This is a genomic window from Clostridium sp. OM05-6BH (assembly GCF_003481635.1).
Taxonomy (GTDB): domain Bacteria; phylum Bacillota; class Clostridia; order Lachnospirales; family Lachnospiraceae; genus Butyribacter.
Window position 1 is genome coordinate 33,501 of the sequence record NZ_QULH01000002.1, and the last position, 12,377, is coordinate 45,877.

Consider the following 12,377-nt stretch of genomic DNA (forward strand, 5'->3'; position numbering starts at 1 on the left):
TGTTGTGTAAAGCACCGGTTGCTTATTAGGAGAATAGGACATAGAAGAGACAGCATAAGGCAGCGGGTAGAGTTGAAAGAGTGAAGAGTCAGAATGGAGGAGTAACGTGAAATATTTTGGAACCGATGGATTTCGTGGAGAAGCAAATGTTAATTTAAATGTAATGCATGCATATAAAGTAGGTCGTTTTTTAGGATGGTATTATGGAAAAGAGCACAAGGCGCGTGTGGTGATCGGTAAAGATACCAGACGTTCCAGTTATATGTTTGAAGATGCTCTTTGTGCAGGTCTTACAGCGAGTGGTGCGGATGTGTATCTTCTGCATGTAACGCCAACCCCAAGTGTGTCTTATGTTGTGCGAACAGAAAAGTTTGACTGCGGTATTATGATATCTGCCAGCCATAATCCGTATTATGATAACGGATTAAAGGTGATCAATGGTAAGGGACATAAGATGGAGGCTGAGGTTGAAGAAAAGATTGAGGCATATATTGACAGCGAAGTAGATGACATTCCTATGGCAACCAGAGAGAATATCGGATGCACGATCGATTATGCAATCGGAAGACATCGTTACATCGGTTATTTAATGTCTTTGGCAACTCGTTCTTTTAAGAATATAAAAGTTGGATTAGATTGCGCTAACGGTTCTTCTTATTCCGTGGCAAAAGGTGTTTTTGATGCATTGGGAGCGCAGACATTTGCGATCGGCATGAATCCGGATGGAACAAACATCAATGATAACTGTGGATCGACGCATATTGATAATCTGCAGAAGTTTGTGGTCGAGAACAATCTTGATGTTGGATTTGCGTATGATGGAGATGCAGACCGTTGCCTTGCGGTAGATGACAAGGGTCAGGTGATCGATGGAGATGCAATCTTATATCTGTGTGGTTGTTACCTGAAGGATAAGGGAGAATTAAATAACAATACGGTTGTTACGACGATCATGTCTAATATGGGACTTTACAAGGCGTTTGACAAAGTTGGTATTTCCTATGAAAAGACATCCGTTGGCGATAAATATGTCAATGCCAATATGATGCAGTTTGGTCATTCCCTGGGCGGTGAGCAGTCCGGACATATTATATTTAGTAAATATGCGGTTACCGGAGACGGTGTGCTTACTTCTTTGATGCTGATGGAAGTTATGTTGGAAAAGAAAGAAAAATTATCCGAATTGCGAAAGGGACTTGTGATCTATCCGCAGGTATTGAAAAATATTCGCGTTAATGACAAGCCGGCAGCAAGAGCTGATGAAGATGTGATCGAAGCCGTGAAAAAAGTCGAGCAGGCGCTAGGCGAGAATGGTCGTATTTTGCTGCGCGAGAGCGGCACTGAACCGGTTATCCGTGTTATGGTGGAAGCAGAGACACAGGAGCTTTGCGAGCGGTATGTTGATGATGTGATCGCAGTACTGAAAGCTAAAGGACATGAGGCAAAATAATTAATTTTGAAAAAGCCTTGATTTTCGGAGAAAGTTCATGCTATAGTATAGCAATGTGATATTTTTATAAGGAGGAATTTACAAGAATGAGTGTACAGGTAGAAAAGTTGGAGAAGAGCATGGCTAAGCTGACAATTACAGTTGAGGCTGCAAAGTTTGATGCAGCAGTTGATTCAGCTTATCAGAAAAATAAAGGTAAGATTGCTCTGCCGGGATTCCGTAAAGGAAAGGCTCCAAGAGCAATGATCGAGAAAATGTACGGCACGGGAGTATTTTATGAGGATGCAGCCAATGAGTTGATCCCGGAAGCATATGAGACAGCAGCTAAGGAAAGTGAGCTTGAGATCGTTGCACAGCCTGAAATTGAAGTAACACAGATGGAAAAGGGAACGGATTTCATCTTTACAGCTACCGTAGCAATAAAGCCGGAAGTTACTTTGGGTGACTACAAGGGTATTGAGGTAGAGAAGAAAGAGGCAGAAGTAAGTGAGGAAGAGATCACAGCAGAGATCGATAAGGCAAGAGAAGCTAACTCCAGACTGATTACGATCGAGGATCGTGCTACAGAGGACGGAGATACTGTTATCATCGACTTTGATGGTTATGTAGATGGCAAGCAGTTTGAAGGCGGTTATGCAGAGGATTATACGTTAGTTCTTGGATCACATTCTTTCATTGATAATTTCGAGGATCAGTTGGTTGGCAAGAATCTCGGTGAGGATGTTGAAGTAAACGTAACATTCCCAGAAGAGTATCATGTAGACGAGCTTAAGGGTAAGCCTGCATTGTTCAAGGTAAAGATCAAAGAAATCCAGAAGAAAGAGCTTCCTGAACTGGATGATGATTTTGCACAGGATGTATCTGATTTTGATACATTGGATGAGTACAAGGCTGACGTTGAGAAGAAAATCTTAGAGAACAAAGAGAATCAGATCAAACGTGAGCAGGAAGATCAGATCATTGAGAAGATCATTGAGAATGCACAGATGGAGATTCCACAGCAGATGATCACTGCACAGACACGTCAGATGACACAGGAGTTCGCACAGCGTCTTCAGTCTCAGGGATTGTCTTTGGAGCAGTATATGCAGTTTACAGGTCTTACTCCACAGAAGATGATGGAAGATTTAGAGCCACAGGCTTTGAAGCGTATCCAGAGTCGCTTGGTATTAGAGGCAGTTGTTGTTGCAGAGAACATCGAGGCTTCTGATGAAGAGATCGATAAAGAGTTAGAGAATATGGCTTCTATGTATCAGATGGAGATCGACAAGTTAAAAGAGTTAATCGGCGATGATGAGAAGAAACAGATCGGAATGGATCTGGCAGTGCAGAAAGCAGTGGAATTTGTTGTAAAGGAAGCTGTTGAGAAATAATACAAACAGAAGTTAACGCCATCCGCATCAGGAAGCTGTTTCAGCTGCCTGATGGGCTGGCGTTTTTGTTAAGTCTAAGAGAGTATGTCCTGCAGCTTAGTATTTGCGGGTACATGGAAAGGCATGGTGAGCACAATGAGTTATAGTATTCCTTATGTTATTGAAAAAACGAGTGGCGGAGAGCGTTCGTATGATATTTATTCCAGATTGTTGCAGGACCGCATTATTATTTTATCCAACGAGGTAAATGATGATATTGCGAGTTTGGTAGTATCTCAGCTGTTGTTTTTGGAATCTCAGGATCCAAACAAAGATATCAGCCTTTATATCAACAGTCCGGGAGGATCTGTTAGTGCAGGATTTGCCATCTATGATACAATGAATTATGTAAAATGTGATGTTTCTACAATTTGTATGGGCCTTGCGGCAAGCATGGGTGCATTTTTGTTAGCAGGAGGAGCTAAAGGAAAACGACTTGCCCTTCCAAATGCGGAGATTATGATCCATCAGCCATCCGGCGGCGCCAAAGGTCAGGAAACAGAGATTCGTATCGTCGCAGAACAGATCTTAAAGACAAGAAGTCGTTTGAATGAAATTTTGGCAGAAAATACCGGTAAGCCATTAGAAGTTATCCAGGCTGATACAGAGCGTGATAACTATATGACGGCTGCAGAAGCAAAAGAGTATGGTTTGATCGATGAGATCGTGACTAACCGTAAATAACAGACTGTATTCACTGTTACGATCGTGAAATAGAGATCTGTATAAAGTTATTGTAAGAGTGGGGGAATATCAGGCAGGGAGGTAGTCATGTCAGGAAAAAAAGATGATATATTAAAATGTTCTTTTTGTGGAAAGACACAGGATCAGGTGACGCGTCTGATCGCAGGACCGGGTGTGTATATTTGTGACCAGTGTGTAGAACTTTGCTCAGAGATCATGGAAGATGAGATGACACAGAAGGCAGAGCAGGTCGACAATGATACTGAGATCAATTTGCTTAAGCCAAAAGAGATCAAGGATTTTTTGGATGAGTATGTAGTTGGACAGGATGACGCAAAGAGAGCTCTTTCCGTAGCAGTTTATAACCATTATAAACGTGTGTTGTCTGCAAAAGATATGGATGTTGAGATTCAAAAGAGTAATATTATCATGGTGGGACCTACAGGTTCCGGTAAGACTTTTTTGGCACAGACATTAGCAAAGATATTAAACGTTCCGTTTGCCATTGCAGATGCAACTGCACTGACGGAGGCAGGATATGTCGGAGAAGATGTTGAAAATATTCTGTTAAAGATCATTCAGGCAGCGGATTATGATATGGATCGTGCGGAGCATGGTATTATTTATATCGATGAGATTGACAAGATCACCCGTAAGGGCGAGAATGTTTCGATCACTCGTGATGTTTCCGGTGAAGGTGTACAGCAGGCACTGCTCAAGATCTTAGAGGGAACGGTAGCCAGTGTACCACCGCAGGGTGGAAGAAAACATCCTCATCAGGAGTTCTTCCAGTTAGACACATCCAATATTCTATTTATTTGTGGTGGAGCGTTCGATGGTTTGGAGAAGATCATAGAGGGACGTATCGGTCAGAAATCCATTGGATTTAATGCTGAGATCGCAGATAAGCGTGATGAGACAATTGGAGATCTGTTCCGACAGGTATTGCCGGAAGATTTTGTGAAGTTTGGTTTGATCCCTGAGATCATTGGTCGTCTTCCGGTTACGGTAGCATTAGATCTTTTGGATGAGAAAGCACTGGAAAAGATTTTGGTAGAGCCTAAAAATGCGATCACAAAACAGTATCAAAAACTGTTTGAACTGGATGGCGTGAAATTGTCGTTTGAACCGGAAGCGATCCAGGCTGTTGCAAAACAGTCGTCAGAACGCAAGACCGGCGCAAGAGGACTGCGTGCGATCATGGAAAATGTAATGCAGAATGTGATGTATGAGGTTCCATCCGTGGATGACATTAAAGAATGTGTTATTACAGAGCAGTCAGTTTTAGGTGAGGAAGAACCAAAGTTGATCACAAAAGAGGACGAAGTTAAGCAGTTGACAGTGGATAAAGATGCAACTGCATAAACAAACTTTGTACTTTTTACGAATGTTGCAGGGGTAACGTAAGATGCGTTGCCCCTTTTGTGGATAAGATACAAGGAGAGAATGGAATGAATAATCAAAAAATTCCAATGATCATCCTGTCAGAGTGTGTTGTATTTCCGGGAAGTTCTGTGTATTTGAATTTGTATGACAGTCGCTCAGAAAATGCGGTATCACAAGCTATTGGACCGGGTGGAAAACTGGTTGGAGTCACAAGGATGCCGGCAGAAACGGCAGACGATGATCATTCAAAATTATATTCGGTGGGAACGTTATTGGAAGTCAAACAGATGAATACGCCGAGAAAAGGACATCCACAGGCTGTTGTACGTGGCGTTTGCCGTGTTATGATTGAAGAAGTCCATCGGGAATCGGATTGTTATTATTGTGAATATAGTGAATTTCAAGAAATAGAGTCAGAGGAAGATTCCCAGACGATCCTTGCGATGGGCAGCATTCTCAATGCCCTGCAAAGAAAATATGCGGAATTTAGAGAAGATGTTCCTGCTACAGTATGGGATGCTATTGCTGATGAGAAGGACCGCGGGGCTTATGTCGATCAACTTAGCGGATTGTTAGAAAGTGATTATACACAAAAACAAAAGCTTTTGGAGGAGCCATCCATTGACGAACGCGAAAAGCGGCTTGCTGTCTACATGACGCAGGAGATCAATCTGTTTATTGAACAGGAGAAGATTCAAAAAAAGATCAGAGAAAATATAGATAAGAAGCAGATGGAGATGTATCTGCGAGAGCAGATCGATGCTATTCATGAGGAACTTGGTGATGATGACGTAGGCTCTCAGGCAGCTAAATATCTTCATAAATTAGAGAAACTAAAGGCTCCTAAGCGTGTTAAAAAGGCGATTCGTGAAGAAATTATGCGTTATCAGCGTTTTGCCAAAAATCCATCGGAAAGTGAAATGATCCGTGATTATCTGGATAATCTGTTTGCGTTTCCATGGAAGAAAAAGTCTGAGGAGAGCTTAGATCTTGCGTATGCAGCACAGGTGTTGGATGAGGATCATTATGGTCTTACTAAAGTAAAAGAACGTATTTTGGAATGTTTGGCGGTAAAGGCAATGAAGAAAGATGCAGTGAGTCCGATCCTTTGTCTGGTCGGTCCTCCGGGAACCGGTAAAACATCGATCGCCCGTTCAGTCGCAAGGGCATTGGGACGCAGTTATGTTCGCATTTGTCTTGGCGGTGTCAATGACGAGGCGGAGATACGTGGACACAGAAGAACGTATGTCGCATCTATGCCGGGACGGATCGTAAAGGCGTTTTGTCAGGCAAAAACCAATAATCCATTGGTTTTGCTGGACGAAATCGATAAGATCGGAAAAGATTATAAAGGGGATCCGTCCGCAGCGTTGTTAGAGGTGTTAGATCCTGAACAAAATAAGCATTTTTCGGATCATTATATGGAAATACCGATCAATTTGTCTCATGCGATGTTTTGGTGTACTGCTAATTCATTGGAGTTAATTCCGCTGCCGCTTCGTGACCGTATGGAGATCATTCAACTGTCCGGATATACGGACAATGAAAAATTTCATATCGCCAAAGAATTTTTGTGGAAAAAACAGAAAAATGCCAATGGTTTGACAAATTCACAGATTACAATAACGGATAAGGCAATTCGTATGATTATTGCTCGTTACACCAGAGAGGCAGGAGTGCGTGATCTGGAGCGCAAACTTATATTGTTGTGCCAGAAGGCAGCGAAAAGCATTGCAACAGGTGAGAAAGATAAGGTTCGTATATCGGAACGCAATCTGAAAGAGTATCTTGGCAAAGAAGTGCATACCATCCGGATGGCGAATAAGAGAGCGCAAGTCGGTATTGTACGCGGATTGGCATGGACGGCTGTTGGTGGAGAGACGTTAGAGGTCGAAGTTGGTATTATGCCCGGAAACGGTAAGCTGCTGCTTACCGGCAAGTTAGGGGATGTCATGAAGGAATCAGCACAGATCGCATTAACGTATGTGCGAAGCCAGACCGCAAAGCTGGTGAAAGACTCTTATTATGCAGAACATGATATTCATATTCATGTACCGGAAGGCGCCGTGCCGAAGGATGGGCCATCTGCAGGTGTTACAATGGCAACGGCATTATATTCTGCGGTGACAGGATGGAAAGTCAGAGCCGATATAGCAATGACGGGAGAAATCAGCTTACGTGGATCAGTGCTTGCTATTGGTGGTCTTAAGGAGAAAATGCTTGCGGCGAAAGCAGCCGGGATCGCTCAGGTGTTCATTCCGAAAGATAATGAGAGTGATCTCGTGGAATTTTCGGAGGACATTTTAGAAGGGATCACGGTTACTCCGGTGTCTTCGGTAAAGGAAATATGGAAGCAGAGTATAGAAACTGCCTCCGGCGAAGCATAAGAACATGGAAAGGCATGGGATAATAGAATGAAAGTAACGAGTGTTAATTTAGAGACAGTTTGTGGTATTACAAGTAAATTGCCGGAAAATGACAAATTGGAAGTCGCTTTTGCCGGGCGTTCCAATGTAGGAAAGTCTTCCTTGATCAATGCACTGATGAATCGTAAATCTTATGCACGTACTTCGCAGCAGCCGGGTAAAACACAGACGATCAACTTTTATAATATTAATGAATTGTTGTATTTTGTTGATCTGCCGGGATATGGTTATGCGAAAGTGTCACAGGATACAGTCAAAAAGTGGGGGAAGATGATTGACGGATATCTGCACCAGTCAAAGGTGCTGCGTCTGGTCTTTTTGCTGGTGGATATACGGCATAAACCTAATCAAAATGATATACAGATGTATGAATGGTGTGTCAATTATGGATTTAATCCGATCATTATTGCAACTAAATCGGATAAGATCAAGCGTTCACAATTGCAAAAACAGATCAAGCAGATCAAAGATGCACTGCAGGTAGTAGATGGAACGCCGGTTATTCCGTTTTCTGCGTTGAATAAAAGCGGACGGGATGAGATCTGGGAATACATTGATATGATGTATGAAGGATTTCAGGCAGAGCGATCACAATAGGGGAATCGATGTCTGATACCAGTGATAATTTAGGGCAGACGGATTATTTACAAGGTGAATTAAATGTAAGGAGGAAACATGGAGGCAACAAAGAAAACACAAGGGAAATGGCAGATCATGTGTCTGGTACTGCTGCTTGCAGGAATGATTTTTGGAATCAGCAGAGATGCGGCTGCTTTAGAACGTATTTTTACCGAAAATGAGCAAAGTGTTTATGTGGGAGATCAATTTGATCTGATGAATCTGGTAGAACCGGATATGAAAGCAGGAACAACATTTCACTTGACAGAAACATCAACGGAAACGGCGTCAGTGACAAAAACCGGAATTTTGACTTGTTTGAAAGAGGGAACGGTGACGGTTGAGGCGGAGCGCAAAAATGACGATGATACATCATATAAAGATACGATCGAGATTAATGTGATCGCACCGGAACAGGTCAAACTTGCTTATGGACAGAGTGTTTCTAAGCCGATGCAGGAATATTTGCTGCAGATGGGTTATACGTTGTCGGCAGATAGAAATAGTGTCACAATTAGTGAAGACGGCTCTCTGCAGGCAGTGGGGTTTCGCCCTTCCGTGATCTACGCGGACAATGGACGTGGCAGCTGTTTTGCAATAGCAGAAGTAACGATTGAGACACCGAGTTATTCACAAGAGTATGTTACACGTGCTGTTGGCAGCAAGGCAACCGCTGTCGGTGTTGACGGTTTTTCCTTTATCGGAAGTGGCAGTGAAAAGATCACTTATGCAACCGAAGATAATAAAGTGGCTGTTTGGACAACGCAGGGAATACAGGCTGTAGCTAAGGGGCAGACGACACTGAAAGCGACGCTCACTGCATATAACAAGGACACGATAACACTTACGATGCCGGTATATGTGACAACACCAACGGTATCCGGTAAGACAGTGATCTTGGCATCCGGCTGTGTGAAGAAGCCTTCGATCAGCGGAACAATCGCACAAAGTAAGATTACCTGGGATCCTGAAAAACAGGGTGCGGCATATTTTACAGAGCAAGGTGATATTTTTGCAAATTATAAGGGATCGAAAAAACTAACATTGAATATCGATGGATTAGATTTTTCTATTTTGGTTCGTGTCAGTAATCCTACCTATGCGGATTTCAACATTATCATGTACAAAGGAATGGGAAAGACGCTGAAGCTTAAAGGACTTGTGCCAGGAAGTAAGGTTAGCTTTTCCTCTAACAATAAGAAAAAGGTAACGATTACATCCAGAGGCAAAATGAAAGCGAAGAAGATCAGTCATACAAATATTACAGTAAAGGCGGATGGACGCACGTTTAAGATCTGGGTTGAGATTTCCAGTAAACGGGGTTATCGGGCATCCAAGAAAGCGATTGCGATCTCTAAGACGAAGACGACATACAGTCAGGCACGTAGAATGTCTAAGAGTTTTTACGACTGCAGTTCGTTAGTTTCTCGAGTATATCGTAAATATGATGTATATTTTGGATCGAAAAGCGGCTGGTCACCGGTTGCCGCAGATATTGGAAAATGGTGCACCAGAAATCATAAAGTTATTGCAAAAAAAGCGGTTTCTTATAAAAAACTGCTTCCGGGGGACTTGATCTTTTTCTCCGGCTGGCGTAATGGAAGATACAAGAATATCACGCATATTGAGATATATACCGGCGGCGCAAAGGATGTGTCTGCAAGCAGCCGTTACGGGAAAGTGGTTCATTATGGATATGGTAAAGGAGATTCCGTGGTGTTGGTAGCACGTCCTACAAAATAGGAAATTGTTTGTTAAAAGCAGGAGGGGCAATGCATTAGCGTTGCCCTTTTGCATGTAGTGTGCTAAGATAGAGTGGCGTAAATAATTAGCATGTAAAACAAAAATGGAGGCACAGTTATGAACATCATCGTATTGGCTGGAGGACTTAGTACAGAAAGAGACGTATCGTTTAGCACCGGAGAAGACGTGTGCAAAGCGCTGCGTGAAAGGGGACATCAGGCAGCAATGCTGGATGTTTTTTTAGGATATGAAGGAGATGTTTCAGAGGATTTTTTTGTAAGAAATGACGCGATCCGCTCGGACGATAAAAAGATCAAGTCCATTGACCCGGATCTGGATCAGATCAAGCAGATGCGTGGAGATTCCGAGGATGGTTTCTTTGGACCGAATGTTCTGGCACTTTGCCGAAAGGCAGATATTGTATATATGGCGTTGCATGGCGCAGATGGTGAAAATGGTAAAGTACAGGCAGCGTTCGATCTGCTTGGCATTCGTTACACAGGTTCCGGCTGCGTAGGCAGTGCGGTTGCCATGGATAAAGGATTGTCCAAAAAGATCTTTTTGGAGGCAGGGATCCCAACGCCGAAAGGATTTTCCGTTCGCAAAGGACAGAGTGGCGATCTGCCGGAAGATATGGCATATCCGATCGTTGTGAAACCATGTTGTGGTGGTTCCAGTGTTGGTGTCAGTATGGTACAGAGTGCTGAGGAATATGAGACCGCGCTTCAGACTGCATTTCGCTATGAAGATGAAGTCGTTGTGGAGGAGTGTATCAAAGGAAGAGAGTTTTCTGCCGGCGTGCTTGGTGAAGAGAGTCTGCCGATCATAGAGATCATTCCGAAAGCAGGATTTTATGATTACGAAACGAAATATCAGCCGGGAATGGCAATGGACGTATGTCCTGCGGAATTATCAGAAGAAAAAACAAAAGAGATGCAGAATTTTGCAAAGAGAGTATATGATGAGTTGAAGTTAGAGGTGTATGGACGTATCGATTTTCTGATGGACGTAGACGGAAATCTGTTCTGTCTGGAAGCAAATACACTGCCGGGAATGACGCCGACTAGTCTGCTGCCACAGGAAGCTGCAGCGATTGGTATGGATTATGGAACGTTGTGTGAGAAGATTATCTCGCTGGCTATGGAGAAGAAATGAGGTTTCGTATGTTGACAATGACACCTAAAAAAATTGCGGAAATATGCGGTGGTACCTATTATGGGGATCGGGATTTGGCTACAAAGGAGATCACCGGAGTTGTGACGGATAACCGGCAGGTGACAGAAGGTGGAATGTTTGTGGCGATCAAAGGGGCAAAGGTGGATGGAAACCGTTTCGTTCCGGCTGCCTATGAAAGCGGGGCACTTTGCTGCATGTCAGAAGATGAGCCTGGTGAGCAGAAAAAGGCTTATATTCAGGTCAAAGACTGCCTGCAGGCGATCAAAGATATGGCAGCGTATTACAGGACAATATGTACCTTGCCTATAGTAGGAATTACCGGAAGTGTTGGAAAGACTACGACCAAAGAGATGTTAGCGTCTGTGCTCTCAACACACTTTAACATATTAAAGACATTAGGTAATTTTAATAACGAATTGGGAATGCCGCTTACATTACTTCGCCTGCGTGAGGAACACGAGGCTGCCATCGTGGAAATGGGAATCAGTGATTTTGGAGAAATGAGCCGCATGACAGCGATTGCCAGACCGGATATGTGTGTGATCACCAATATCGGCTGCTGTCATCTGGAACAATTGGGTGACAGAGATGGCGTGTTAAAAGCCAAAACCGAGATATTTCAAGGAATGAAAGAAGGCGGCACTGTTTTTTTGAACGGTGACGACGATAAATTGATCACGGTAACGCAGGTACATGGAAAACGACCGGTATTTTTCGGATTGAATGACAACAACGATGTACATCCGTTGAAAATCACATCTAAGGGATTATCCGGTACGGATGTGACCGTGCAGACCTCTAGGGGAACGCTTCAGATCACCATTCCGGTTCCGGGACGTCATATGATCACCAATGCGCTTGCTGCAGTAGCAGTAGGTCAGCAGATGGGGTTGTCGGACGAGGAGATCGTTCAGGGGATTGCAGCGTTTCGTCCGGTCGATGGTCATGGCAGTGTGTTTGTAACGGAACACTTTACGATCATGGATGACTGTTATAATGCTAATCCGGTATCCATGCAGGCAGGGGTTCGCCTGTTATCTGAAGTGCCGGAACGTAAAGTCGCCATTCTTGGTGATATGTTTGAGCTTGGAGCAGAGGAAGAAAAGCTGCATTACGAAACGGGAAGATATGTGGCTGGATGCGGTCTGGATCAGATCATATGCATTGGAACGCTGGCAAAACAATATCTTGCCGGAATTACGGATGTCGATCCTTCTGCCAATGTAATCTGGTTTGCGACACTGGAGGAGGCGATGGCGAAATTGCCCGATCTGCTGAAAGAACAGGATGCCATTTTGGTAAAAGCTTCTCATGGTATGCATTTTGAAAAGATTGTTGCGTATTTTAGAGAAATGTGATAAAATTTGGATTTGAGAAAAGTGATGATCGTGTTTAGTAGTTTGCTATGATTCGATGAAGAGAGAGGATGTCCCCGGCTGTAAGCATCCTGTGCGTTCCCATAGTAAATGAATTTCTCACGGG

9 protein-coding genes and 1 other annotated feature (1 of these 10 only partly in view) are annotated in these 12,377 nt (G+C 43.4%); all 9 genes read left to right on the forward strand.

The features are described from left to right. Positions 1-106 precede the first annotated feature (106 nt). The 9 genes from glmM to murF all read left to right on the forward strand — a co-directional run bounded on the left by glmM (position 107) and on the right by murF (position 12,253). Positions 107-1,450 carry a phosphoglucosamine mutase gene (glmM, locus tag DXB73_RS02650; RefSeq protein WP_118690064.1) on the forward strand — a complete coding sequence of 448 codons (1,344 nt, stop codon included), beginning with the start codon at positions 107-109 and terminating at the stop codon, positions 1,448-1,450. Between the two features lie 86 nt (positions 1,451-1,536). Beyond that, complete coding sequence (tig, locus tag DXB73_RS02655) at positions 1,537-2,823, forward strand: trigger factor (RefSeq protein WP_118690065.1); 1,287 nt, start codon at positions 1,537-1,539, stop codon at positions 2,821-2,823. Between the two features lie 135 nt (positions 2,824-2,958). Further along, positions 2,959-3,546: an ATP-dependent Clp endopeptidase proteolytic subunit ClpP gene (gene clpP, locus DXB73_RS02660; protein WP_118506512.1), complete on the forward strand. Its 588-nt coding sequence runs from the start codon at positions 2,959-2,961 to the stop codon at positions 3,544-3,546. An 87-nt stretch (positions 3,547-3,633) separates the two neighbouring features. Beyond that, a complete protein-coding gene (gene clpX / locus DXB73_RS02665; RefSeq protein WP_118690066.1) occupies positions 3,634-4,911 on the forward strand; it encodes an ATP-dependent Clp protease ATP-binding subunit ClpX in 1,278 nt (425 codons plus the stop codon). An 86-nt stretch (positions 4,912-4,997) separates the two neighbouring features. After that, a complete protein-coding gene (gene lon, locus DXB73_RS02670) occupies positions 4,998-7,319 on the forward strand; it encodes an endopeptidase La (protein ID WP_118690067.1) in 2,322 nt (773 codons plus the stop codon). Positions 7,320-7,346: 27 nt separating this feature from the next. Next, entirely contained in the window at positions 7,347-7,955 is a 609-nt protein-coding gene (gene yihA / locus DXB73_RS02675) for a ribosome biogenesis GTP-binding protein YihA/YsxC (protein WP_118506475.1), read from the forward strand. 78 nt (positions 7,956-8,033) lie between these two features. Continuing rightward, on the forward strand, positions 8,034-9,719 hold the full coding sequence (locus tag DXB73_RS02680) for an NlpC/P60 family protein (protein ID WP_118690068.1): 1,686 nt from the start codon (positions 8,034-8,036) through the stop codon (positions 9,717-9,719). Between the two features lie 117 nt (positions 9,720-9,836). Next, positions 9,837-10,874 carry a D-alanine--D-alanine ligase gene (locus DXB73_RS02685; RefSeq protein ID WP_118690069.1) on the forward strand — a complete coding sequence of 346 codons (1,038 nt, stop codon included), beginning with the start codon at positions 9,837-9,839 and terminating at the stop codon, positions 10,872-10,874. 8 nt (positions 10,875-10,882) lie between these two features. Continuing rightward, complete coding sequence (gene murF, locus DXB73_RS02690) at positions 10,883-12,253, forward strand: UDP-N-acetylmuramoyl-tripeptide--D-alanyl-D-alanine ligase (RefSeq protein WP_118690223.1); 1,371 nt, start codon at positions 10,883-10,885, stop codon at positions 12,251-12,253. A 15-nt stretch (positions 12,254-12,268) separates the two neighbouring features. Next, positions 12,269-12,377 (forward strand) — a binding site (T-box leader); it runs 138 nt beyond the window's last position.

What these genes read in the sequence shown, in the direction of transcription:
- lon (WP_118690067.1), top strand. Translation starts at nt 4,998, where the DNA reads ATGAATAATCAAAAAATTCCAATGATCATCCTGTCAGAGTGTGTTGTA.
- DXB73_RS02685 (WP_118690069.1), top strand. Translation starts at nt 9,837, where the DNA reads ATGAACATCATCGTATTGGCTGGAGGACTTAGTACAGAAAGAGACGTA.
- tig (WP_118690065.1), top strand. Translation starts at nt 1,537, where the DNA reads ATGAGTGTACAGGTAGAAAAGTTGGAGAAGAGCATGGCTAAGCTGACA.
- DXB73_RS02680 (WP_118690068.1), top strand. Translation starts at nt 8,034, where the DNA reads ATGGAGGCAACAAAGAAAACACAAGGGAAATGGCAGATCATGTGTCTG.
- yihA (WP_118506475.1), top strand. Translation starts at nt 7,347, where the DNA reads ATGAAAGTAACGAGTGTTAATTTAGAGACAGTTTGTGGTATTACAAGT.
- murF (WP_118690223.1), top strand. Translation starts at nt 10,883, where the DNA reads ATGTTGACAATGACACCTAAAAAAATTGCGGAAATATGCGGTGGTACC.
- clpP (WP_118506512.1), top strand. Translation starts at nt 2,959, where the DNA reads ATGAGTTATAGTATTCCTTATGTTATTGAAAAAACGAGTGGCGGAGAG.
- clpX (WP_118690066.1), top strand. Translation starts at nt 3,634, where the DNA reads ATGTCAGGAAAAAAAGATGATATATTAAAATGTTCTTTTTGTGGAAAG.